Source organism: Streptomyces sp. JLBG701, assembly GCF_058544905.1.
The window spans coordinates 4,259,680-4,283,732 of record NZ_CM178588.1; the positions used below are offsets into that span (position 1 = coordinate 4,259,680).

A 24,053-nucleotide genomic window follows, 5' to 3' on the forward strand; every position below is an offset into this window, starting at 1 on the left:
ATCCCTGACGTCGAATCAGGAGTTACCCCATGACCACGGCCGTCGCCGCCCCGTTCCGGTTCTTCTCCCTCCAAGTTGTACGGACTCGGCGGCTCGGCCCGTCCTTGGTTCGTGTCACCTTCGCCGGATCTGACCTGGCCGCCTTCCACTCCAACGGATGCGACCAAAGCCTCTCCCTCTTCCTGCCGCATCCCGGTCAGTCCGAGCCCGCCGTGCCCATCGAGCTCGGCGACGGCTGGTGGCAGGCCTGGCGTGAACTGCCCGATGATGTAAGGGCAGTTATGCGGTCGTACACACTCCGGGCTCTCCGCCGATCCCCCGACGAGATCGACATCGACTTCGTCCTGCACGGCATCGAGCCCGGCGCGGCCACCCCGGCCGGGCCCGCCTCCCGTTGGGCCTCCCGGGCCGGCGCCGGGGACCGGGTGCTGCTGCTCGGGCCGGCGATCGCGGACAACCGGGCGATCCGGTTCCGGCCCGCCGAGGACACCGACCTTGTGGTGATCTGGGGTGACGAGACCGCCGTACCGGCCGTGTCGGCGATCGTCGAGTCGCTGCCGGCCGGGATCCGTGCCCGGGTGTGGCTGGAGGTCCATCACCCCGGTGACATCCAGGACTTGGTGACCGAGGCCGACGCCGAGATCACCTGGCTTGTGCGGGACGAGGGGTCCCCCATGGCCCTCGACGCCGTGCGGGCCGCCCAACTCCCGCCCGCAGAACGGCCGTACGTCTGGATCGCGGGCGAGTCCGGCTGCGTGAAGGAGCTGCGCCGGCATTTCGTGGGCGAGCGCGGGATCGACCGCCGCAGTGTCACGTTCGTGGGCTACTGGCGACAGGGGCTCACCGAGGAACAGCTGCGCGAGCGGGGCGAGTAGCAGCAACACGACCGAAGTGATCACGCTACGGACGTGATCACCGTCACGGGAGTGACGAGGTTTCGCATGCGTTAAATTTGGCGAAGTTAGGTTAGGCTCACCTAAGTTGAACTCAACACTCCGCTTCGCCCGTCCCACACGGACTGTCCCCCCGGAGGACCCGCACATGCGCTCGCACCTGCTCAATGACCTGACCGCGGAGCAGTACCGCCGCTCCGTGACCGAAGGAGTCGAGCGGGTGGCGGCCAAACTCGCCACCACCTCCCGTCCGTTCACCGGCGTCACGGTCGACGCCCTCTCCCCCCGCATCGACGCGATCGACCTCGACAAGCCGCTGCTCGACACCGCCGCGGTCCTCGACGAGCTGGAGGACGTGTACCTCCGGGACGCGATCTACTTCCACCACCCCCGCTATCTCGCCCACCTCAACTGCCCGGTCGTCATCCCGGCCGTGCTGGGCGAGGCGGTCCTGTCCGCCGTCAACTCCTCCCTCGACACCTGGGACCAGTCGGCCGGCGGCACCCTCATCGAGCGCAAGCTCATCGACTGGACGAATGAGCGCATCGGCCTCGGACCGGCCGCCGACGGCGTGTTCACCAGCGGCGGCAGCCAGTCCAACCTCCAGGCGCTGCTGCTGGCCCGCGAGGAGGCCAAGCCAGGGCGGGCAGGGTGGGAATATCCTGTCTCCCTCGCGAAACTGCGGATCTTCGCCTCCGAGGTCAGCCACTTCAGCGTGAAGAAGTCGGCCAAACTCCTTGGTCTGAACGCCGATTCGGTGGTCTCGATCCCGGTCGACCACGACAAGCGCATGCAGACGGTCGCGCTCGCCCACGAGCTGGAGCGCTGCAAGAAGGACGGCCTCGTCCCCATGGCCGTCGTCGCCACCGCCGGCACCACCGACTTCGGGTCTATCGACCCGCTGCCCGAAATAGCCGAGCTGTGCGAGCAGTTCGGCGTGTGGATGCATGTCGACGCGGCCTACGGCTGCGGGCTGCTCGCCTCCCTCAAGCACCGGGGCCGCATCGACGGCATCGAGCGCGCCGACTCGGTCACCGTCGACTACCACAAGTCCTTCTTCCAGCCGGTGAGTTCGTCCGCGCTGCTGGTGCGGGACGTCGCCACCCTGCGCCACGCGACCTACCACGCGGAGTACCTCAACCCGCGCCGCATGGTGCACGAACGTATCCCCAACCAGGTCGACAAGTCCCTCCAGACCACCCGCCGCTTCGACGCCCTCAAGCTGTGGATGACGCTGCGCGTGATGGGCGCCGACGGCATCGGCGAACTCTTCGACGAGGTCTGCGAACTGGCCCAGGAGGGCTGGCAGTTGCTCGCCGGCGACCCCCGCTACGACGTCGTCGTCGAGCCGTCCCTCTCCACCCTCGTCTTCCGCTACATCCCGGCGGCCGTCACCGACCCGGCCGAGATCGACCGCGCCAACCTGTACGCCCGCAAGGCCCTGTTCGCCTCCGGCGACGCGGTGGTCGCGGGCACCAAGGTCGGCGGCCGCCACTACCTGAAGTTCACCCTGCTCAATCCCGAGACGACGGCCGACGACATCGCCGCCGTCCTCGATCTGATCGCCGACCATGCCGAGCAGTACCTGGGAGAGACCGTTGTCCGCGCTTCCTGACACCACGAAAAAGACCTACGACTTCGTGGGCATCGGGCTCGGCCCCTTCAACCTCGGCCTGGCCTGTCTCACCGAGCCCATCGTCGAACTCGACGGTGTGTTCCTGGACTCGAAGCCCCACTTCGAGTGGCACGCGGGCATGTTCCTCGACGGCGCACACCTCCAGACGCCGTTCATGTCGGACCTGGTGACCCTGGCCGACCCGACGTCGCCGTACTCCTTCCTCAACTACCTCAAGGACCAGGGGCGGTTGTACTCGTTCTACATCCGCGAGAACTTCTACCCCCTGCGCGTCGAGTACGACAGCTACTGCCGCTGGGCCGCCGACAAACTGAGCAACGTCCGCTTCAGCACGACGGTGACCGAGGTGACGTACGAGGACGGTCTTTACGCCGTGAAGACGGACGCCGGCGAGATCCTCCGCGCCCGTCACCTCGTCCTCGGCACCGGCACCCCGCCCTTCGTCCCCGAGGCCTGCCAGGGGCTGGGCGGCGACTTCATCCACAACTCCCGTTATGTGCAGCACAAGGCGGAGTTGCAGAAGAAGGAATCGATCACGCTGGTCGGCAGCGGTCAGTCCGCCGCCGAGATCTACTACGACCTGCTCAGCGAGATCGACGTACACGGCTACCAGCTGAACTGGGTGACGCGCTCCCCGCGCTTCTTCCCGCTCGAATACACCAAGCTCACGCTGGAGATGACCTCCCCGGAGTACATCGACTACTACCACGCGCTCCCGGAGAAGACCCGCTACCGGCTCACCGCCGACCAGAAGGGCCTCTTCAAGGGCATCGACGGCGACCTGATCAACGAGATCTTCGACCTGCTCTACCAGAAGAACCTCGGCGGCCCCGTGCCCACCCGCCTGCTCACCAACTCCTCGCTGAACAGCGCGGGTTACGAGAACGGCACGTACACCCTCGGCCTGCGACAGGAGGAGCAGGGCAAGGACTACGAGCTGCACACCCAGGGCCTGGTCCTCGCCACCGGCTACAAGTACGCCGAGCCCGAGTTCCTGGCGCCCGTCCGCGACCGGCTGCTCTACGACTCCCACGGCAACTACGACGTCGCCCGCAACTACGCGATCGACACGACCGGCCGGGGCGTCTTCCTGCAGAACGCCGGCGTCCACACCCACAGCATCACCAGCCCGGACCTGGGCATGGGCGCGTACCGCAACGCGTACATCATCCGTGAGCTGCTCGGCACCGAGTACTACCCGGTCGAGAAGTCGATCGCGTTCCAGGAGTTCGCCGTATGAGCACCATCGACAGGGGCACCTTCACCTTCCGCCCTCTCGACCCCGACAAGGACGCCGAACTCCTGCACTCCTGGGTCACCCACCCCAAAGCGGCCTTCTGGATGATGCAGGACGCCAAACTCGAGGACGTCGAGCGCGCCTACATGGAGATCGCGGCCGACGAGCACCACCACGCGCTGCTCGGGCTCCAGGACGGCGAACCGGCCTTCCTGATGGAGTACTACGACCCCGCCCACCGCGAACTGGTCGGCCTCTACGAGCCGTTGCCCGGCGACGTCGGCATGCACTTCCTCACGCCTGCCACCGACACGCCCGTGCACGGCTTCACCCGCGCCGTCATCACCGCCGTCATGGCGCACCTCTTCGAGGACCCGCGCACCGCCCGCGTCGTCGTCGAGCCGGACGTGTCCAACAAGGCCGTCCACGCCCTGAACGAAGCCGTCGGATTCGTGCCCGAGCGCGAGATCCAGAAGCCGGAGAAGAAGGCGTTGTTGAGCTTCTGCACGCGGGAGCAGTTCTCTAAGAAGCACAGCTTCGTGGCTACGGCGGTGTCCGCATGACCCTCACCGACGCCGTGGCCCATCTCTCCCCCGAGCGCTGGGAGTTGGCCAACCGCCTCCTCATCCGCAAGGCCCTCGCCGAGTTCGCGCACGAGCGGCTCATCACGCCGGAGGCCACCGCCGACGGCCGCTTCGAGGTCCGCGGCGACGACGGTCTGACCCGGTACGGGTTCACCGCCGTCCGCCGCGCCCTCGACCACTGGCAGGTCGACGCCGACTCGATCACCCGTCAACGAGACGGCGTCGACCTCCCCCTCGCCGCCCTGGACTTCTTCATCGAGCTGAGGAAATCACTGGGCCTGAGCGACGAGGTCCTCCCGGTCTACCTGGAGGAGATCTCCTCCACCCTCTCCGGCACCTGCTACAAGCTCACCAAACCGCAGGTCCCCGCCGCCGAGTTGGCGAAGAGCGGGTTCCAGGCGATCGAGACCGGGATGACCGAGGGCCACCCCTGCTTCGTCGCCAACAACGGGCGGCTCGGCTTCGGCGTCCACGAGTACCTCTCGTACGCCCCCGAGACCGCGAGCCTGGTCAAGCTGGTGTGGCTGGCCGCGCACCGCTCGCGGGCGGCGTTCACGGCGGGCGTCGGCATCGAGTACGAGTCGTTCGTGCGGGAGGAGTTGGGCGAGGCGACCGTCGAGCGGTTCGCCGAGACCCTCCGGGACCGGGGTCTGGACCCCGCCGAGTACCTCCTCATCCCCGTCCACCCCTGGCAGTGGTGGAACAAGCTCACCGTCACCTTCGCCGCCGAGGTCGCCCGCGGGCACCTGATCTGCCTGGGCGAGGGCGACGACGAGTACCTCGCCCAGCAGTCCATCCGGACCTTCTTCAACAAGTCCAACCCCGGGAAGCACTACGTGAAGACGGCCCTGTCCGTGCTCAACATGGGCTTCATGCGCGGGCTTTCGGCCGCCTACATGGAGGCCACCCCGGCGATCAACGACTGGCTCGCCCAACTCATCGACAACGACCCGGTGTTGAAGTCGACGGGCCTGTCGATCATCCGTGAGCGGGCGGCGGTCGGCTACCGGCACCTGGAGTACGAGGCGGCGACGGACCGCTACTCGCCGTACCGCAAAATGCTCGCCGCCCTGTGGCGCGAGAGCCCGGTCTCCTCCCTCGGGGACGGCGAGAGCCTGGCGACGATGGCCTCCCTCGTCCACGTCGACCACGAGGGCAACTCCCTCGGCGCCGCGCTGATCGAGCAGTCGGGGCTCGCCCCGAAGGAGTGGCTGCGCCGCTACCTGCGGGCGTACTACACCCCGCTCCTGCACAGCTTCTACGCCTACGACCTGGTCTACATGCCGCACGGCGAGAACGTCATCCTCGTCCTCAAGGACGGCGTCGTGCAGCGCGCGATCTACAAGGACATCGCCGAGGAGATCGCCGTCATGGACCCGGACGCGGTGCTGCCGCCGACGGTCGAGCGGCTGCGCGTGGACGTGCCGGAGGAGAAGAAGCTCCTGTCGATCTTCACGGACGTCTTCGACTGCTTCTTCCGCTTCCTCGCCGCGAACCTCGCCGCCGAGGGCGTCCTGGAGGAGGACGACTTCTGGCGGACGGTCGCCGACGTCACCCGCGAGTACCAGGACGCGACGCCCGAACTCGCCGACAAATTCCGGCAGTACGACATGTTCGCCCCCGAGTTCGCGCTGTCCTGCCTCAACCGGCTCCAGCTGCGGAACAACAAGCAGATGGTGGACCTCGCCGACCCGGCGGGCGCCCTCCAGCTCGTGGGCAACCTGAAGAACCCCCTCGCGGGGCTGTAGAGCCACAGGGACAGCCCCCACAAACGGGCGGGCACCTCGGGGTACGGTCCCCCGAGATGCCCGTTCTCATCTCAACTCAGCTGCTGGGCCACGGCACTTGCGGCGAGCGGTAGTAGTCGATCCCCAGCGCCTCCCACCTCGGTCCCTGGGCCGCGAGCCGCACCTTGTAGGCGTCCCAGTCGTGCGTCGACGCCGGCGACCAGCCCAGCTCGGCCACACCCGGCAGCCTAGGGAAGGCCATGTACTCGATGTCGTCCGAGGTCACGATGGTCTCGGTCCACAGCGGCGCCTCCACGCCCCGGATCGCCGAAGCGGGCGTCCCCGGAAGGTAGTTGCCGGGATCCCAGTCATAGGCCCGCTTCACCTCCACGAGCCCCGCCCAGTCCTGCCCGAGCGGAGTATCGGCGGTGTACTTCATGTCGAGGTAGATCCGATCGGCCGGCGACAGGACGACCCCGGTCCCGTTCCGCGCGGCGGCGGCGACCTGCTCCTTCTCGGCGGCGCTGGTGTCGTCCAGCCCCCAGTACTGCGCCAGAGCCCCCTGCGAGGGGTTCGCGCCGGTCAGCTGGTGCCAAGCGACCACCGTCTTCCCGTACTTGGCGACGATCGGCTGCACCCTGTCCATGAACGCCACGTAGTCGGCGTGGCTGGTGGAGTGCGCCTCGTCGCCGCCGATGTGGAGATAGGGGCCGGGCGTGAGGGCGGCCAGTTCCCGGATCACGTCGTCGAGGAAGTCGTAGGTGATCTCCTTCGGCACGCACAGCGAGCTGAAGCCGACGTCTGTGCCGGTGTAGAGCGGGGGCGCGACGCCGTCGCAGTTCAGCTCGGCGTAGGAGGCGAGTGCGGCGTTGGTGTGGCCCGGCATGTCGAACTCGGGGACGACTTCGAGGTAGCGGGAGGCCGCGTACCGGACGATCTCCTGGTAGTCGGCCTTGGTGTAGAAGCCACCCGCACCGCCACCCACCTGCGTCGAACCGCCGTACGTGGCAAGGCGCGGCCAGGAGTCGATGGCCAGGCGCCAGCCCTGGTCGTCGCTGAGGTGGAGGTGCAGCTTGTTGACCTTGTAGAGGGCCAACTGGTCGATGTAGAGCTTGACTTGGTCGACGGTGAAGAAGTGCCGGGAGACGTCGAGCATCGCGCCGCGCCAGCCGTAGCGCGGACTGTCCTCGATGGTGCCGCCCGCGACCAGCCAGGGGCCGGGCTGCCTGGAGTCCTTCTCGACGGCGGCGGGGAGCAGTTGGCGCAGGGTCTGGACGCCGTGGAAGAGGCCGGCGGGCTTCGACGCGGTGATGGTGATGCCGCCGCGCCCGCTGTCGAGGCGGTAACCCTCGGCACCGAACGGGCCCTTGGTCAGGCGCAGTTGAATGCCGCTGCCGTGCGTGGTGACCGGCAGCCGATAGCCGGTCGAGGGCCGCAGGATGCCCGCGAGGTACTCGCCGACCCGGCGGGCCTCCCGGGTGTCGTCGACGCGGATGCGGGTGTCGGTCGTGATGCGGTACGGGGATCCGCTCGCGTGGACCGAGGCGGGGGCCGGGACCACCCGGTCGAGCGGGGTCGCGGTCGGCGCGAGGGCGACCGGTGCCGCGCCGACGGCGGAGATGCCCGCCGCCGCGACGAGCAGCAGCGAACCGAGCAGGCGGGTCGTTCTGTGGCGCTGTCTCACAGCGGTCCCTTCCTCAGTCACGTCCTCAGTCACGTCCTGAGCCAGTAAAAGGTCTGGACCACTCTCCCGCAAGACCGGTGAAACAATCCCCTTCATGGCGGAAATCATCCAGAAGGACGGCACTTGGGTCTTCGACGGCGACGCCCTGCGACTGACGCCGGGGCGGGACAAGAACGTCGGCCTGCTCCGCAGAACCCTGGGTGAACTCGTCGTCCCGCTCGGCGCGTTGGCCGGGATCTCCTTCGAGCAGGGCAGGAAGACGGGGCGATTGCGGCTGCGTCTGCGCGATGGCGCCGACCCCCTGTTGCATGCGACGGGCGGCCGCCTCACCGAGCCCCACGACCCCTACCAGCTGACCGTGGAGTCGGACCGCTACGGCGTCGCCGAGTACTTCACGGACGAGGTCCGCAACGCGCTCTTCCTGGACGAGGTCCCGTCCGACCCGGTGGACGCCTTCCTGCTGCCCGGTCCGTCCGTCCCCCTGTCCGCCTCCGCCGGGGACGGCACCGCGAGCTTCGACGGCGACCACGTACGCCTGGAGTGGAACTGGAAGACGGAGGACGCCAAGGCCGCCGCCGGCGCCCGCACCCTCGCCGTCACCGACATCGCGGCCGTGGAGTGGCATCCGTCGGCCGGCCTGGAGAACGGCTTCCTGCGCTTCACCGTGAAGCACGCCCCGACCAAGGCACCGCCGAAGTACGACCCCAACTCCGTGGAGCTGTGGGGGTTCAAGAAGGACCCGCTGATGGCCCTGGTCGCGGCGGCGGTACAGGCACGGCTCCCGCATCCGGCCGCGGTCGCCGCCATGGACGTACGACAGGAGGAAGCCGAAGCCCCCGGGCGCCTCGCGCCCGCCACCGAGGACGGCCACGACGCGCTGCTGCGGCGGTTGCGGGAGCTGGGCGAGCTGCATCGCGCCGGGGTGCTGACGGACGAGGAGTTCACGATGGCCAAACGGGCGGTCCTCAAGCGGATGTAGGAATCCGGGAGTTGAGGACCGCCCGTGCTGTTGCTGGGTGTTACTTGGCCTTGCGTGCCACGGTGAAGTGGTCGATCCGGTCGCCCGTCTCGGCGATGCCCTGGACCTTCAGCGTGGTGTAGCGGCCCGACGGGGCGGGCTGGACGTCCACGCGCAGGAAGGAGTAGTTGAGGTAGCGCACCCGGGACCAGGCGACCGTCTCGTTCTGCTTGCCGCCCTTCAGGTTGACGAAGGAGGACACGGAGTCGACCTCGGCCTCGTGACCCTCGTAGGAGTCCGGTGCGGTGAACGCGTACAGGCTGCGGCCCGCCGCGCCCGCCGTCACGTACACCACGCCCTCGGTCTCGGGGTACGCGGTGCCGCCGATGGGGAGCTTCTTGGCGACCGCGTTGCCCTTGATGACGTCCGTGCGCTCGTACTGGTGGTTGTGGCCGTTGATGACCAGGTCGACCGTGTACTTCTCGAACAGCGGCACCCACTCCTGTCGCACGCCGCCTTCCGAGGCGTGCGCCGTGGAGGTGCAGTACGCGCAGTGGTGGAAGAACACGACGATGAAGTCGATGCCCCGGTCGGCCCGGAACTTCTTCAGCTGCGCCTCGAACCACTTGGTCTGGGTGCCGCCGGAGATGCCGAGGTTGGCCGGGATCTCGAAGGAGACGTCGTTGGGGTCGAGCGAGATGATCGCCGTGTTGCCGTAGACGAAGGAGTAGACGCCCGGCAGGTTCTTCTTGTCCGGCCCGTTGTCGGGGAGCGTGAAGCGGGCCTCCTCGCCACCGTAGCCGTTGGGCGAGTACCAGGCCTCCATGTCGTGGTTGCCGTAGGAGACCATCCACGGGAGCTGCTTGGCGACGGACTCGGTCTGGTACAGGAACTGGTCCCAGGTGCGCGAGTCGTAGCCCGTGTCGGCGGCCTTGCCGGCGCCGGTCGGGTCGGCGTAGGCGATGTCGCCGGCGTGCAGGTGGAAGGCCGGGTTCTGGCCGAGGATCAGGGCGTCGTTGGCGAGGCCGTGGTAGCTGACGCCCTGGTCGCCGAAGGCGGTGAAGGTGAAGGGCTCCTTGTGCGCGGGAGCGGTGGTGAACGTGCCGAGGGTGCCGAGCAGGTGGCTCTCGGCCGGGTCGAAGCCCTCGTGGCCGACACCGTAGTAGTACGTCCGGCCCGGGCGCAGATGGGTCAGCTGGGCGTGCAGGTAGTACTGGGTGTGATCGGCGCTGGTGCCGACGCCGGCCGGGGTGTACAGCGAGCGAACCTCCGCCTCGATCTTGCGGGAGAGGTCCCAGGGGTGCGCGCCGATGCGGATGAAGGACTTCTTGACCGCGACCGGAACCTGCCAGGAGACCGTCATCTCCGTGGCCGGGTCGTTGCCGAAGGCGAGGTGGCGGCCGAAGGGGGCGACGAGCGCACCGTCGACCGACTCGGTCTTGCCGGCCGTGCTCTGCGTCGGCACCGCGGCCTGGGCGACCGCGCCCGGTACGAACGCGCCACCCGCGACGGCGCCGACCGTGACGGCTCCGCCCCTGATCATCGTGCGCCGCGAGAATCTGGCGCGCAGGTATTCGTGCTGCTCCGCCATGCTCATGCGCTCGGCGAGCTGCTCGGGTACTCCCATGCGAGGAATGTCCATGGCGTCTGAAACTCGTCTCCCGAGGCGACGGACCGCAGGACGCAGCATGGACAGCTCACGAACAGGCACTCATGACAGGTTCAACGTTCTTCCAAAGATTCCCAACAGCCTTCTGCCCGATATCGGGCAGGATTCTTGCGAAAGGGCCCCCGATACCCCAGGATCTACCGAGTGCACGACGAACTTGTTGATCACCTGATGCGGTCCTCGCCCCTCAACCGAGGCGAGGCACTGCGTGTGATCCAGGACGTGCTCGCCTACTTCGACGAGACGACCGAGGACTACGTCCGTCGCCGCCACCGCGAGCTGCAGGCCCAGGGCCTGGTGAACGCGGAGATCTTCGGACGGATCGAGGCGGACCTGAAATACCGGACGGTGGCACCGCCGGAGCTCACGCTCCGACAGCTGCGCCGCATGGTCTACGGCTAGGGGATACACCTATATGTGCGGAATTGTCGGATACATCGGAAGGCGCGATGTGGCGCCTCTCCTGCTGGAGGGCCTCCAGCGCCTGGAGTACCGCGGCTACGACTCGGCCGGCATCGTCGTCACCACCCCCAAGGCGGCCGGCCTGAAGATGGTCAAGGCCAAGGGCCGGGTCCGTGACCTGGAGGCCAAGGTCCCGGCACGCTTCAAGGGCACGACCGGCATCGCCCACACCCGCTGGGCCACCCACGGCGCCCCCTCCGATGTGAACGCGCACCCGCACCTGGACGCCGAGGGCAAGGTCGCCGTCGTCCACAACGGCATCATCGACAACGCCTCCGACCTGCGCCGCAAGCTGGAGGCGGACGGCGTCGAGTTCCTCTCCGAGACCGACACCGAGGTCCTCGTCCACCTGATCGCCCGCTCGCAGGCCGAGAAGCTGGAGGACAAGGTCCGCGACACCCTGCGGGTCATCGAGGGCACGTACGGCATCGCGGTCCTGCACGCCGACTTCCCGGACCGCATCGTGGTGGCGCGAAACGGCTCCCCGGTCGTCCTCGGAATCGGCGAGAAGGAGATGTTCGTCGCCTCGGACATCGCCGCCCTGGTGGCCCACACGCGCCAGATCGTGACGCTGGACGACGGCGAGATGGCCACCCTCAAGGCCGACGACTTCCGGACATACACGACGGAGGGCACCCGCACCACGGCGGAGCCAACCACCGTGGAGTGGGAGGCCGCCTCCTACGACATGGGCGGCCACGACACCTACATGCACAAGGAGATCCACGAGCAGGCCGACGCCGTGGACCGTGTCCTGCGCGGCCGCATCGACGACCGCTTCTCCACCGTGCACCTCGGCGGCCTGAACCTGGACGCCCGCGAGGCCCGCCAGATCCGCCGCGTGAAGATCCTCGGCTGTGGCACCTCGTACCACGCGGGCATGATCGGCGCCCAGATGATCGAGGAGCTGGCCCGCATCCCCGCGGACGCCGAGCCGGCCTCGGAGTTCCGCTACCGCAACGCGGTCGTCGACCCCGACACCCTGTACGTCGCGGTCTCCCAGTCCGGTGAGACGTACGACGTCCTCGCCGCCGTCCAGGAGCTGAAGCGCAAGGGCGCCCGCGTCCTCGGCGTGGTGAACGTGGTGGGTTCGGCGATCGCCCGCGAGGCGGACGGCGGCATCTACGTGCACGCTGGCCCGGAGGTCTGCGTGGTCTCCACGAAGTGCTTCACCAACACGACGGTGGCCTTCGCCCTCCTCGCCCTGCACCTGGGCCGCACCCGCGACCTCTCGGTCCGCGACGGCAAGCGGATCATCGAGGGCCTGCGCAAGCTGCCCGCCCAGATCTCCGAGATGCTGGAGCAGGAGGAGCAGATCAAGAAGCTGGCCCAGCAGTACGCCGAAGCCCGCTCGATGCTCTTCATCGGCCGCGTCCGCGGCTACCCGGTGGCCCGCGAGGCCTCCCTCAAGCTGAAGGAGGTCTCGTACATCCACGCCGAGGCCTACCCGGCCTCGGAACTGAAGCACGGCCCCCTGGCCCTGATCGAGCCGGCCCTCCCGACGGTCGCGATCGTCCCGGACGACGACCTCCTGGAGAAGAACCGAGCGGCCCTGGAGGAGATCAAGGCCCGCAGCGGCAGGATCCTGGCGGTGGCCCACCGCGACCAGGAAAAGGCCGACGAGACGATCGTGGTCCCGAAGAACGAGGACGAGTTGGACCCGATCCTGATGGGCATCCCCCTCCAACTCCTGGCGTACCACACGGCTTTGGCCCTGGGCAGGGACATCGACAAGCCGAGGAACCTGGCGAAATCAGTAACGGTCGAGTAGCGCCCCTTTAGGGGCGCGGGGAACTGCGCGACAAGCCCCCACGCACCTGCAGAGGCTGAACAACGAGTACGGACCCCCACGTGCTGCCACCAAGCACGGGGGGTCCGTTCTCGTTCGCCGGGATCGCCCAATACCCCGGCATCGGCTGCCAGTTAGCCGGTTGCCGTCACGCCCCGGCCGGCAGCACGTCGAGGAACAGCGGTAGGCCAGTGCGCAAGGGCCGCGGTAGCCGCATACCAGGCAACAGCCCCAGCAGCGACGGCGAACCACCCACCGACCTTGGCGAGGTCACCGTTGTCGGCGAACCGCCCGATCGCGAGCAGCAGAAGGGAGACGAAGAACAACCCGTAGGTGCCCTGCGTGAGCGTGTCGCCCCCGGCAAGGGTGAGCGAAAGGGCCACAAGGGCGAACAGCAGCAGGAACAGCCCCGCCGCATTGTCGGAGACACTCGTGTCGGCGGAGACAGCCCAGGTGAACCACAGCGCACCGAGCGCCGAGAAGGCCGTACCTGTCGAAGTGTCACGGTCACGGAAGGCCATGAGGCCGGCGATGAACAGGGCGAGTCCGCCCACGTACTGAGCCAGCGATACGGCGTCGGCCGCCGTCACACCGTCGATCATGTCGGTGTATCCGAAGCCGAAGGCCAGGAGGGTGATCCCGAGAGCTAGTCTGCCGACGATCGTGGTGGTGCTTCCCGCAGAGACGTCGTTGTCCACGGCGGGCTCCCTTCATGCAATGTGCGGTTGCGCGGTGACCGATATATGCCCTTCACAAGGGCACAAACACATCTACGCGCGAGTAGATTTATCCGCTGCACAAAGGAAGTTGACGGTTCCCACGGCACATCTCACCTGGGCGAACGGCGAGTTACGGAATGACAACGACAGGGCGCTTGGCGCGCTTCGCGAGCCGTCCGGCGACCGAGCCGAAAATCCGTCCGACGATGCCTTGTGTGGAGCCGACGACGATCGCGTCCGCCTCGTACTCCCGCCCGACCTCTTCGAGTTCGTGGCAGATGTCGCCGCCGCGCTCGACGAGGATCCAGGGCACCTCGGAGAGATAGTCGGCACAGGCGAGCTCAAGCCCGAGCACCTCGGTGCGATGGTCCGGCACGTCGACGAAGACGGGCGGCTCGCAGCCGGCCCACACGGTGGTGGGCAGCCGGTTGGCCACATGGACGATGATCAGGCCCGACCCGGAGCGGTGGGCCATGCCGATGGAGTACGCGAGGGCGCGCTCACTGGACGTGGACCCGTCGAAGCCGACGACGACGCCGTGCTTGAAGGCGGGGTCGCAGGAGTGACGTGTCTCTTCCGCCGCGAGGGGCTCGTTCGCCGTGGGATCGGCGACCGGCCGCTTGCGGTCCGCGGGTTCGAAGAATTCGTGACCGGCCATGGCAATCTCGGCGTTGTGATCCTTTATGGGTGGGGACCAGGGGACTGCGGGATGCGGCGGAGCTGTGTCCGGGAATCATCTTCCCAACCCCATACCCCAAGGGTACGGCGGCACGCCTCCTTAGCCCAGATCCCGTACATGCCCCATCGGGGTTCCCCGGAGCATGCACGAGGGGGCGCCCGTAACGCAATGGTTGCTGCCCCGTACAGCCGGTTTACACAGGGTTCAACAAGGTTCACTTGACGGCACGGCCAGTGACCGACCGCTCGAACATGCGTTGAACCGGGTGAGCCCATCGCCCCAGGGAGCCGAGCACACCATGACCTCACCGACACAGGACACCGCGAGCGACGTGGTCCGCTGGGCGGCCTTCAGCTGCGTCCTCGTCCCCGTGGTCCTCCTCTGGTACGGCACCTCCCTCGCCGGCGCCACGGGCATGGCCCTCGGCCTCGCGGCCGTCACGGCCGTCTGCCGGGTCCTGCTGCGCCAGTCCGAGCGGGGCGCGGCACGGATGCCCGCCGAGGAGAGCGCGCCCCATCGTGGCCGTCATCACAGGGCGGGATCGGGGGCGTACAGGGGCGGTCGACACGGTGGAGGATCTGCACCGGTCGACTGACCGGTTTCCGCGCACGCGCCCGCTTCTTTTCAGCCAACTTCTCGCCATCGCACACCCGTTGCCCTGACCACCCCCCAACCCCCGTTCCACCTGCGGGGAAAGGGTCTCGTAGGCTGGGCGCACCCTACGGGGTTTGGCCACGGCGACGAGGCGCACTTCCCTGCACGGCCCACGAGTGCAACGCTTCGTGATCGAATGCTTCACGCCAAGTTGCCATGTCGACAATGTGCCGAGTAGAGAACTGGTCACCTCGGCACCACTCGACACAGTAGATTCGATCTTGACTGTCTTACGGCGGGGGACTCGTGCAGGACCGAGGGGAAACGTGCAGGAGCGACACGACCGAGGAGCCGCGACCACCGAGGGGGGCTTAGCAGTATGAGCCACGACTCCACTGCCGCGCCGGAAGCCGCGGCCCGGAAACTATCCGGGCGACGCCGCAAGGAGATCGTCGCGGTGCTGCTGTTCAGCGGCGGCCCCATCTTCGAGAGTTCCATACCGCTTTCGGTGTTCGGCATCGATCGCCAGGACGCCGGAGTACCGCGCTACCGACTGCTGGTGAGCGCCGGAGAGGAAGGCCCGCTGCGGACCACGGGTGGCCTGGAACTCACCGCGCCACACGGCCTGGAGGCCATTTCCCGGGCAGGCACGGTAGTCGTGCCCGCCTGGCGTTCGATCACCTCGCCGCCACCGGAGGACGCGCTCGACGCACTGCGCCGGGCGCACGAGGAAGGCGCCCGGATCGTCGGGCTGTGCACCGGCGCCTTCGTCCTCGCGGCGGCGGGCCTGCTGGACGGCCGGCCCGCGACCACCCACTGGATGTACGCACCGACGCTGGCCAAGCGCTATCCGTCGGTCCACGTCGACCCACGGGAACTCTTCGTGGACGACGGCGACGTACTGACGTCGGCGGGTACGGCGGCCGGAATCGACCTGTGTCTGCACATCGTGCGGACTGACCACGGCAACGAGGCGGCCGGTGCGCTGGCCCGCCGACTGGTGGTCCCTCCGCGCCGAAGCGGCGGCCAGGAGCGCTACCTCGATCGATCTTTACCAGAGGAAATCGGCGCCGACCCGCTCGCGGAGGTCGTCGCCTGGGCACTGGAGCACCTCCACGAGCAGTTCGACGTGGAGACGCTGGCGGCACGCGCGTACATGAGTCGTCGTACGTTCGACCGCCGCTTCCGCTCCCTTACGGGCAGCGCCCCGCTCCAGTGGCTGATCACGCAGCGGGTCCTGCAGGCGCAACGCCTGCTGGAGACGTCGGACTACTCGGTGGACGAGGTCGCGGGCCGCTGCGGCTTCCGCTCGCCGGTGGCCCTGCGCGGCCACTTCCGTCGCCAGCTGGGCTCGTCCCCGGCCGCCTACCGGGCGGCGTACCGCGCCCGCAGGCCGCAGGGCGAACGCCAGCCGGACACCGACGGCACCGCACCCCCGCCGCCGGGCCAGCCGGGCCCGCCGCCACCCGTACTGCACCCGGAAGGCAGCCCGGTGCCCATCCAGGCCCGCCGCACCCCGGCCACCAGCACGGTCGGCTCCGCGACGCCCCTGTCCCCGGACCACGCCCGCGACCCGTACGTCACGACCCGGGCGAGCTTGCCGGGGCAGCGGAGCGGTTCGTGAGGGGATAGGGGGAAGGCTTTGAACGCCGGACGGGACAATCCAGCCCGTCCGGCGTTTGAGGACAAGGCCCACAGCGACGCCGGTCATCACATGAGCGGGCGTCGGCCGTAGGGTGGTCGCATGAACGATCGCATGGTGTGGATCGACTGCGAGATGACCGGCCTCTCGCTGTCCGACGACGCTCTCATCGAGGTTGCCGCCCTCGTCACCGACTCCGAGTTGAACGTACTCGGCGACGGTGTGGACATCGTCATCCGTCCGCCGGACTCGGCGCTGGAGACGATGCCGGAGGTGGTGCGTCAGATGCACACCGCGTCCGGACTGCTCGACGAACTCGCCGGCGGTACGACGCTGGCGGACGCGGAGGAGCAGGTCCTGGCCTACGTACGAGAGCACGTCAAGGAACCCGGCAAGGCCCCGCTGTGCGGCAACTCCGTCGGCACGGACCGTGGCTTCCTGCTCCGGGACATGCCGCTGGTGGAGGAGTACCTCCACTACCGCATCGTCGACGTGTCCTCGGTGAAGGAGCTGGCCCGGCGCTGGTACCCCCGGGCGTACTTCAACAGCCCCGACAAGAACGGCAACCACCGCGCTCTCGCCGATATCCGCGAGTCGATCGCGGAGCTCCGCTACTACCGCGAGGCGATCTTCGTACCCCAGCCGGGACCCGACTCGGACACCGCGAAGACGATCGCCGCGAAGCACGTTCTGCCTGCGCAGTAATCATGTACGGGGCCCTGGAAGGGGGGCCGCGAAAAGCCGTGCGCGAGCACCCCTTCAGACCCTGTACACTTTTTCTCGGCCGGTCGGTGAAGCACGAAGAACCGCCGGACATGGTGGGTGTAGCTCAGCTGGTAGAGCACCTGGTTGTGGTCCAGGAAGTCGCGGGTTCAAGTCCCGTCACTCACCCTGAGTAGTCAGCCGGTAACCCTGGAAACAGGGTTACCGGCTGACTCATTTCCTGGAGCAGGGAGCCGCCTTGCGCACCGAGCCGATCCACACCACCCGCCTGGACCTGATCCCCCTCGCAGCCGACCACGCCGAGGAAATGGCCAAGGCACTCTCGGACCCGGCCCTCCACACCTACATCGGCGGCACCCCCGCCACCCCCGAGGCCCTGAGCACCCGCTACGAACGCCTGGTCGCCGGCTCCCCCGACCCGGCGGTGACCTGGTGCAACTGGGTACTGAGCCTGCGCGAGACGTCGTCCCTGACGGGCACGGTCCAGGCAACGGTGACGGAAGAGGCGTCAGCGGCGGAGATCGCGTGGGTGGTGGGCACACCCTGGCAGGGCCGCGGGCTGGCCTCGGAGGCGGCCCAGGGACTGGTCGCCTGGCTGGCAGAACAGTCGATACGCACGATCACGGCCCACATCCACCCGGCTCACCGAGCCTCGGCGTCGGTGGCGAGATCGGCCGGCCTGTCCCCGACGGACGAGGAACAGGACGGCGAGATCAGATGGCGGCTGACGCCAGCACGCTGGTGACACGAGCCGTCTACGACGACCTACGCTCGACCAGCTCCGTGGCCAGCACAACCTGCCGTCGCTCCAGCCCCCGTGACACCGCCGGGCGGCGGTCCGCGATTTCCGTCAGGAGTAGGTCGATCATTGTGCGGCCCATTTCCACGATGGGCTGGCGGACGCTGGTGAGGGGTGGGTCCATGTGGCGGGCGATGGCTGAGTCGTCGTAGCCGACGAGGGCGACGTCGTCGGGGGTTCGGCGGCCCTGTTCGCGGAGGATTTGGCGGGCGCCTGCCGCTGTGACGTCCGAGGCCGCGAAGACCGCGTCCAGGTCTGGGCAGCGGGCCAGGAGGTTCGTCATCGCCCTGCGGCCGCCCTCCTCCGTGAAGTCGCCCGGTTCGATGAGGAGTTCGTCCACGGCGTGGCCCGCGTCGCGCAGCGCCTCGCGGTAGCCGTCGATGCGGCGCTGGGCGCCGTACACGTCCAGGCGGCCCGTGATGTGGGCGACCTTGCGGTGGCCCCGGGACAGGAGGTGCTCCACGGCCTGGCGGGCGCCGCCGTAGTTGTCCGAGTCGACGGAGGTCAGCGTTTCCGCGGCCGACCTCGGGCCGCTGATCACCGCCGGGATCTCCAGCTGGGAGAGGAGGTCGGGGAGGGGGTCGTCCGCGTGGACCGAGACCAGGAGGACGCCGTCCACTCGGTGGGCCGCCAAGTACTGGGCCAGACGGCGGCGTTCGCGGTCGCTACCCGCGAAGATCAGGAGCAGTTGCATCTCCGTGTCCGAAAGCTCCGCGCCGACACCCCGCAGCATGTCCGAGAAGTACGGCTCCGCGAAGAAACGCGTCTCCGGCTCGGGGACGACCAGCGCGATCGCGTCCGTGCGGTTGGCGGCGAGGGCGCGGGCCGCCGTGTTCGGGACGTAGCCCAGTTCCGCCACGGCCGCCTCGACCGCCGCGCGGGTCGCGTCGCTGACCCGGGGCGAGCCGTTGATCACCCGGGAGACGGTGCCGCGGCCGACGCCGGCGCGCGCGGCGACCTCTTCGAGGGTGGGCCTGCCACCGCTCCGGCTCCGCGCTCCATGGGTTGCCATGCGCCCCGCCCTTCCGCCGTCGACCTGCTGGCCTGGAATCTAACAGTCCCGTTCGGGGACGGGGATTCGGCTCCGTTGACACGAGCCAGCGCGTCGCTTCCGTAGCACCTCCAAGCCCATCCCCCGCGTCCAGTTAACAGCCCGATAACTGAACGCATCTCTCCGTGTCGGCTCCCTTGACACCCCCGCCCGGACCGACGACTCTTCAACACATCACCGATGGGAGCGCTCCCACGGTACCTGACACATACACATCCCGCACGTTCCCCGCCCGAGCCGCAGCGACACCAGCACCATGAACTAACGGGCCCAACAATGCAGTTGGCCGGGGGGTCGGCACGTCAGGGCAACAGGAGGACGCAATGCGAGCACGTACCCGAACCGCCCGCACTCGGGTGGTGGTCCTCGCGGCCGTAGCGTCGCTGGGCGCCGGGCTGCTGGCCGGCTGTGCCGACGACGGCAAGGACGAGGACTCCAACTCGTCGTCGGGCGGTGGCGGCAAGACCAAGATCACGCTCGGCCTCTTCGGCACCGCCGGCTTCGAGGAATCCGGCCTGTACAAGGAGTACGAGAAGCTTCACCCGGAGATCGACATCCAGCAGACGGTCGTAGAGCGCAACGAGAACTACTACCCGGCGCTCATCAACCACCTCACCACCAACAGCGGCCTCCAGGACATCCAGATGGTCGAGGTCGGCAACATCGCCGAGATCGTCGAGACCCAGGCCTCCAAGCTGCTCGACCTGTCGAAGTACGGCAAGGAGAGCGACTACCTCGACTGGAAGTGGAAGCAGGCCACCACCTCGGACGGGCAGACGATCGGGGTCGGCACCGACATCGGTCCGATGGCCATCTGCTACCGCAAGGACCTGTTCGAGGCGGCCGGTCTGCCCACCGACCGCGAGGAGGTCGGCAAGCTGTGGACCGGCAGCTGGGACAAGTTCGTCGAGGTCGGCAAGCAGTACCAGGCGAAGGCCAAGGGCACCACCTTCCTGGACTCCCCCGGCGGTCTGCTGCAGGCGATCCTCAGCAGTGAGAAAGAGCGGTTCTACGACTCCTCCGGCGAGGTCATCTACAAGACGAACCCGGCGGTGAAGTCCGCGTTCGACCTCACCTCCGAGGCCGCCGAGGCCGGACTGATCGGCAACCAGACGCAGTTCCAGCCCGCCTGGGACACGACGATCGCCAACAGCAAGTTCGCCGCGATGTCCTGCCCGCCGTGGATGCTCGGCTACATCAAGGGCAAGTCCAAGGCGGACGCGGCCGGCAAGTGGGACATCGCTCAGTCGCCCGTCTCCGGCAACTGGGGCGGCTCCTTCCTGACCGTGCCCAAGTCCGGCAAGAACACCGAGGAAGCGGCGAAGCTGGCCGCCTGGCTGACCGCGCCCGCACAGCAGGCCAAGCTGTTCGGCGTGCAGGGGAGCTTCCCGAGCACCCCGGCGGCGTACGACTCGACCGAGGTGAAGAACGCGGTCAACGACATGACCGGTGACGCGCCGATCGGCACGATCTTCGCCGAGGCCGCCAAGAACATCCCGGTCCAGACGATCGGCCCGAAGGACCAGATCATCCAGCAGGGGCTGACCGACAACGGCGTGGTCCTCGTGACCCAGGGCAAGTCTCCCGAAGAGGCCTGGAAGAACGCCGTGAAGACCATCGACAACAACCTGGAGAAGTGACCGGTATGCCCTCCCGGCACGACACCGCCGCCGCGCCCCCCGCAAAGGAGGGGGGCGCGGCCCCGGTCGGCCCGCCCGCCGACGCCGTACCCGCGGCGGACGACTCGCGCCGCCGGGCCCGGCTCTCCCGCCGCTGGCAGCGGGACGTGCGCTGGAGCCCGTACGCCTTCGTCTCGCCGTTCTTCCTGCTGTTCCTGGCGTTCGGTCTGTTTCCGCTGATCTACACGGCCTGGGCGTCGCTGCACACGGTGGAGCTGACCGCGCCGACCGACATGGAGTGGGCGGGGCTGCGCAACTACACGCGCATCTTCGACGACGAGTTCTACTGGAACGCGGCGCGCAACACCCTGACCATCGGCATCATTTCGACGGTTCCGCAGTTGCTGATGGCGATGGGGCTCGCGCACATCCTCAACTACAAGCTGCGTGCCTCGACGTTCTACCGGGTCGCGATGCTCGCCCCGTACGCGACGTCGATCGCGGCCGCCTCGCTGGTCTTCGTGCTGCTCTTCGGCCGCGACTACGGCATGATCAACTGGGTTCTGGACATGGTCGGTATCGACAAGATCGACTGGCAGAACGAGAAGTGGCCCTCGCAGTTCGCCGTCTCGTCGATCGTCATCTGGCGCTGGACCGGCTACAACGCGCTGATCTATCTGGCCGCGATGCAGGCGATCCCGCAGGACCTGTACGAGTCGGCGGCCCTCGACGGGGCCAACCGCTGGCAGCAGTTCTTCCATGTGACGCTGCCGTCGCTGCGGCCGACGATCCTGTTCACCGTCGTCGTGTCGACCATCGGGGCTTCCCAACTCTTCGGTGAGCCGCTGCTGTTCGACGCGAACAAGGGTGCGTCCGGCGGCTCCCAGCACCAGTTCCAGACGCTCGGGCTGTACCTCTACGAGCAGGGCTGGGTGAACCAGCATCTGGGCCGGGCCTCCGCCATCGCCTGGACGATGTTCCTGATCCTCATCGTGGTCGGGATCGTCAACTACGTCATCTCGCGCCGGCTGCGCGCCAGTAGTTAGGAGAACGGCCGTGACGACGAAGACAGTTAGGGAGAGTCGGCCGTGACCACGACCCTGGCCAAGCCCCCGGCCGACGCGGATCCCAAGCCCCCCAAGCGGGTACGGCGGCCGAAGTCGGCGCGGGCCGGCGGGACGCTGCACGGTGGACCCATCGCGTACGCCGTGCTCGTCCTGTTCACCATCGGCTCGCTGTTCCCGCTGGTGTGGACGGCGATCGCCGCCTCGCGCGACAACCAGCGGCTGGCCGAGACGCCGCCGCCGTTCTGGTTCGGCTCGGGGCTGTTCGACAAGCTCGAAGTCGCCTGGAACGACGCCAACTTGGGCGAGGCGTTCTTCAACACCACCTTCGTGGCGGGGGTGTCGGCGCTGACGATCGTCTTCCTCTCGACGATCGCCGGGTTCGCCTTCGCCAAGCTGCGCTTCAGAGGCCGTAACGCCCTGATGCTGATCGTCATCGGCACGATGATGGTGCCGCCGCAGCTCCAGGTGATCCCGCTGTACATGATGGTCGCCAAGCTCGACTGGACGGACCAGCTGCAGGCGGTGATCCTGCCGTCGCTGGTGAGCGCGTTCGGGGTGTTCTTCATGCGGCAGTACCTCCTCCAGGCGCTGCCGGACGAGCTGATCGAGGCGGCCCGGGTGGACGGCGCGAGCAGTTGGCGCGTGGTGTGGCACATCGTGTTCCCGGCGGCGCGGCCCGCGATGGCCGTCCTGGGCATGCTGATGTTCGTGCAGACCTGGAACGACTTCCTGTGGCCGTTCCTGGTGCTGACGCAGACCGGCAACCCGACCGTGCAGGTCGCGGTCGCGGGCCTCGGCCGTGGCTACACCCCGGACCAGTCCCTGATCATGGCGGGCGCGCTCCTTGGCACGCTGCCGCTGTTGCTGGTCTTCGCGATCTTCGGCAAGCAGATCGTGGGCGGCATCATGCAGGGCGCCGTCAAGGGCTGACCGTTTCCAAGGACGTCTCCAAGGAATGGGCCGGGTCACCGCCGCCCCGGTCCATCTCCCCCCTTCCTTATCCGACCCGTCGGTCTCCACGACCCTCTATGGCCCCTATGGGAGCGCTTCCATGCCTGAGTCCGAAACACCCGTGACCTTTCCTCCCGCCTTTCTCTGGGGCGCGGCCACCTCCGCGTACCAGATCGAGGGGGCGGTGCGGGAGGACGGCCGCACCCCCTCGATCTGGGACACCTTCAGCCATACGCCGGGGAAGACGGCCGGCGGCGAGCACGGTGACATCGCTGTCGACCACTACCACCGCTACCGCGACGACGTGGCGCTGATGGCGGAGCTGGGCCTGACGGCGTACCGCTTCTCGGTCTCCTGGTCCCGGGTGCAGCCGACGGGCCGCGGCCCGGCCGTCCAGGTAGGCCTGGACTTCTACCGTCGGCTGGTCGACGAGCTGTTGGCTGTCGGGATCAAGCCGGCGCTCACGCTCTACCACTGGGATCTGCCGCAGGAGTTGGAGGACGCGGGAGGATGGCCGGAGCGGGACACGGCGCTGCGTTTCGCCGAGTACGCGCAGATCGTCGGTGAGGCGCTCGGCGACCGCGTGGAGCAGTGGATCACCCTCAACGAGCCCTGGTGCAGCGCCTTCCTGGGCTACGGCTCCGGGGTGCACGCACCCGGCCGTACGGACCCGGAAGCCTCACTCAAGGCCGCCCACCACCTCAACCTGGCCCACGGCCTGGGCACTTCGGCCCTGCGCGCCGCGATGCCGGCCCGCAACACGGTCGCCGTGAGCCTCAACTCGTCGGTGGTCAGGCCGTTTTCGCAGGATCCGGCCGATCTGGCGGCAGTCCGACGGATCGACGACCTGGCCAACGGCATCTTCCACGGCCCGTTGCTGCACGGCGCCTACCCGGAGACGCTGTTCGCGGCGACACAGTCGGTCACGGACTGGTCGTACGTCCTGGACGGCGACCTGGCGCTGATCAACCAGCCGTTGGACGCGCTCGGCCTCAACTACTACACCCCGGCGCTGGTTTCGGCGGCGGACACCGACGCGAGCGCCCAGCGGGCGGACGGCCACGGGGCGAGCGACCACTCCCCCTGGCCGGGCGCGGACGACGTGGCCTTCCACCAAACCCCGGGCGAGCGCACGGAGATGGGCTGGACGATCGACCCGACGGGCCTGCACGACCTGATCATGCGGTACACGCGGGAAGCCCCCGGCCTGCCGCTGTACATCACCGAGAACGGCGCCGCCTACGACGACAAGCCCGACCCCGACGGCCGCGTCCACGACCCCGAGCGGATCGCGTACCTCCACGGCCACCTGTCGGCCGTACGGCGGGCGATCGCGGACGGCGCGGACGTGCGCGGCTACTACCTGTGGTCCCTGATGGACAACTTCGAGTGGGCGTACGGCTACGGCAAGCGCTTCGGCGCGGTGTACGTCGACTACTCGACCCTCGCCCGAACGCCGAAGTCGAGCGCGCGGTGGTACGGGGAGGCGGCACGGACGGGGACACTGCCGACCATCGAGGGGGCGTAGCGGGGGACGGGGCGCGGCACCTGAGGGGGGTGCCGCGCCCTG

Annotated in this window: 21 protein-coding genes and 1 tRNA gene; 17 read left to right on the top strand and 5 right to left on the bottom strand. The window is 68.3% G+C overall.

What is annotated here, in order from left to right; all coding sequences use genetic code 11:
• The first annotated feature begins 29 nt into the window (after positions 1-29).
• The 5 genes from AC5DRG_RS19480 to AC5DRG_RS19500 all read left to right on the top strand — a co-directional run bounded on the left by AC5DRG_RS19480 (position 30) and on the right by AC5DRG_RS19500 (position 6,098).
• Positions 30-875: a siderophore-interacting protein gene (locus AC5DRG_RS19480; protein ID WP_491811823.1), complete on the top strand. Its 846-nt coding sequence runs from the start codon at positions 30-32 to the stop codon at positions 873-875.
• Positions 876-1,041: 166 nt separating this feature from the next.
• On the top strand, positions 1,042-2,508 hold the full coding sequence (desA, locus tag AC5DRG_RS19485; RefSeq protein WP_491811824.1) for a lysine decarboxylase DesA: 1,467 nt from the start codon (positions 1,042-1,044) through the stop codon (positions 2,506-2,508).
• Positions 2,465-3,769 (top strand): lysine N(6)-hydroxylase/L-ornithine N(5)-oxygenase family protein, encoded by a 1,305-nt coding sequence (locus tag AC5DRG_RS19490; RefSeq protein ID WP_491811825.1) that lies wholly within the window; start codon positions 2,465-2,467, stop codon positions 3,767-3,769. The genes desA and AC5DRG_RS19490 overlap by 44 nt, the downstream gene beginning before the upstream one ends.
• Positions 3,766-4,329, top strand: a complete 564-nt coding sequence (locus tag AC5DRG_RS19495; protein WP_491811826.1) for a GNAT family N-acetyltransferase — start codon at positions 3,766-3,768, stop codon at positions 4,327-4,329. Before AC5DRG_RS19490 ends, AC5DRG_RS19495 begins: the two co-directional genes overlap by 4 nt.
• Entirely contained in the window at positions 4,326-6,098 is a 1,773-nt protein-coding gene (locus AC5DRG_RS19500; RefSeq protein WP_491811827.1) for an IucA/IucC family protein, read from the top strand. The genes AC5DRG_RS19495 and AC5DRG_RS19500 overlap by 4 nt, the downstream gene beginning before the upstream one ends.
• A 76-nt stretch (positions 6,099-6,174) precedes the next feature.
• On the opposite strand, the gene AC5DRG_RS19505 is transcribed toward AC5DRG_RS19500, so the two are convergent.
• Positions 6,175-7,761 (bottom strand): beta-N-acetylhexosaminidase, encoded by a 1,587-nt coding sequence (locus tag AC5DRG_RS19505; protein WP_491811828.1) that lies wholly within the window; start codon positions 7,759-7,761, stop codon positions 6,175-6,177.
• 94 nt (positions 7,762-7,855) lie between these two features.
• On the opposite strand from AC5DRG_RS19505, the gene AC5DRG_RS19510 reads away from it, so the two are divergent.
• Entirely contained in the window at positions 7,856-8,740 is an 885-nt protein-coding gene (locus AC5DRG_RS19510) for a DUF4429 domain-containing protein (protein ID WP_491811829.1), read from the top strand.
• A 40-nt stretch (positions 8,741-8,780) separates the two neighbouring features.
• On the opposite strand, the gene AC5DRG_RS19515 is transcribed toward AC5DRG_RS19510, so the two are convergent.
• Positions 8,781-10,346 carry a purple acid phosphatase family protein gene (locus AC5DRG_RS19515; RefSeq protein ID WP_491811830.1) on the bottom strand — a complete coding sequence of 522 codons (1,566 nt, stop codon included), beginning with the start codon at positions 10,344-10,346 and terminating at the stop codon, positions 8,781-8,783.
• A 186-nt stretch (positions 10,347-10,532) separates the two neighbouring features.
• Between AC5DRG_RS19515 and AC5DRG_RS19520 the strand changes: the two genes are divergently transcribed.
• Positions 10,533-10,790: a hypothetical protein gene (locus AC5DRG_RS19520; RefSeq protein ID WP_491811831.1), complete on the top strand. Its 258-nt coding sequence runs from the start codon at positions 10,533-10,535 to the stop codon at positions 10,788-10,790.
• Between the two features lie 13 nt (positions 10,791-10,803).
• A complete protein-coding gene (glmS, locus tag AC5DRG_RS19525) occupies positions 10,804-12,621 on the top strand; it encodes a glutamine--fructose-6-phosphate transaminase (isomerizing) (protein WP_491811832.1) in 1,818 nt (605 codons plus the stop codon).
• A gap of 152 nt (positions 12,622-12,773) precedes the next feature.
• Here the strand turns inward: glmS and AC5DRG_RS19530 are convergent, their stop codons facing one another.
• Both AC5DRG_RS19530 and AC5DRG_RS19535 read right to left on the bottom strand, forming a co-directional pair.
• Positions 12,774-13,337 carry a GPR1/FUN34/YaaH family transporter gene (locus tag AC5DRG_RS19530; protein WP_491811833.1) on the bottom strand — a complete coding sequence of 188 codons (564 nt, stop codon included), beginning with the start codon at positions 13,335-13,337 and terminating at the stop codon, positions 12,774-12,776.
• Between the two features lie 151 nt (positions 13,338-13,488).
• Positions 13,489-14,016, bottom strand: a complete 528-nt coding sequence (locus tag AC5DRG_RS19535; RefSeq protein WP_491811834.1) for a universal stress protein — start codon at positions 14,014-14,016, stop codon at positions 13,489-13,491.
• Positions 14,017-14,335: 319 nt separating this feature from the next.
• Between AC5DRG_RS19535 and AC5DRG_RS19540 the strand changes: the two genes are divergently transcribed.
• The 5 genes from AC5DRG_RS19540 (at position 14,336) to AC5DRG_RS19560 (ending at position 17,741) form a co-directional block, all read left to right on the top strand.
• Entirely contained in the window at positions 14,336-14,632 is a 297-nt protein-coding gene (locus AC5DRG_RS19540) for a hypothetical protein (protein ID WP_491811835.1), read from the top strand.
• Between the two features lie 378 nt (positions 14,633-15,010).
• Complete coding sequence (locus tag AC5DRG_RS19545) at positions 15,011-16,255, top strand: helix-turn-helix domain-containing protein (protein WP_491811836.1); 1,245 nt, start codon at positions 15,011-15,013, stop codon at positions 16,253-16,255.
• 120 nt (positions 16,256-16,375) lie between these two features.
• On the top strand, positions 16,376-16,978 hold the full coding sequence (gene orn, locus AC5DRG_RS19550) for an oligoribonuclease (protein ID WP_491811837.1): 603 nt from the start codon (positions 16,376-16,378) through the stop codon (positions 16,976-16,978).
• A gap of 113 nt (positions 16,979-17,091) precedes the next feature.
• Positions 17,092-17,164, top strand: a tRNA-His gene (locus tag AC5DRG_RS19555).
• A 70-nt stretch (positions 17,165-17,234) separates the two neighbouring features.
• The gene (locus AC5DRG_RS19560; RefSeq protein ID WP_491811838.1) at positions 17,235-17,741 is read left to right on the top strand and encodes a GNAT family N-acetyltransferase; all 507 of its coding nucleotides are present in this window, start codon (positions 17,235-17,237) and stop codon (positions 17,739-17,741) included.
• A 10-nt stretch (positions 17,742-17,751) separates the two neighbouring features.
• Here the strand turns inward: AC5DRG_RS19560 and AC5DRG_RS19565 are convergent, their stop codons facing one another.
• The gene (locus tag AC5DRG_RS19565) at positions 17,752-18,807 is read right to left on the bottom strand and encodes a LacI family DNA-binding transcriptional regulator (protein ID WP_491811839.1); all 1,056 of its coding nucleotides are present in this window, start codon (positions 18,805-18,807) and stop codon (positions 17,752-17,754) included.
• Between the two features lie 362 nt (positions 18,808-19,169).
• On the opposite strand from AC5DRG_RS19565, the gene AC5DRG_RS19570 reads away from it, so the two are divergent.
• From AC5DRG_RS19570 to AC5DRG_RS19585, 4 genes are all read left to right on the top strand, one after another.
• A complete protein-coding gene (locus AC5DRG_RS19570; protein WP_491811840.1) occupies positions 19,170-20,486 on the top strand; it encodes an ABC transporter substrate-binding protein in 1,317 nt (438 codons plus the stop codon).
• A gap of 5 nt (positions 20,487-20,491) precedes the next feature.
• Complete coding sequence (locus AC5DRG_RS19575) at positions 20,492-21,511, top strand: carbohydrate ABC transporter permease (protein ID WP_491813089.1); 1,020 nt, start codon at positions 20,492-20,494, stop codon at positions 21,509-21,511.
• Between the two features lie 42 nt (positions 21,512-21,553).
• Positions 21,554-22,462 carry a carbohydrate ABC transporter permease gene (locus AC5DRG_RS19580; RefSeq protein WP_491811841.1) on the top strand — a complete coding sequence of 303 codons (909 nt, stop codon included), beginning with the start codon at positions 21,554-21,556 and terminating at the stop codon, positions 22,460-22,462.
• A gap of 121 nt (positions 22,463-22,583) precedes the next feature.
• Entirely contained in the window at positions 22,584-24,011 is a 1,428-nt protein-coding gene (locus tag AC5DRG_RS19585) for a GH1 family beta-glucosidase (protein WP_491811842.1), read from the top strand.
• Positions 24,012-24,053 lie beyond the last annotated feature (42 nt).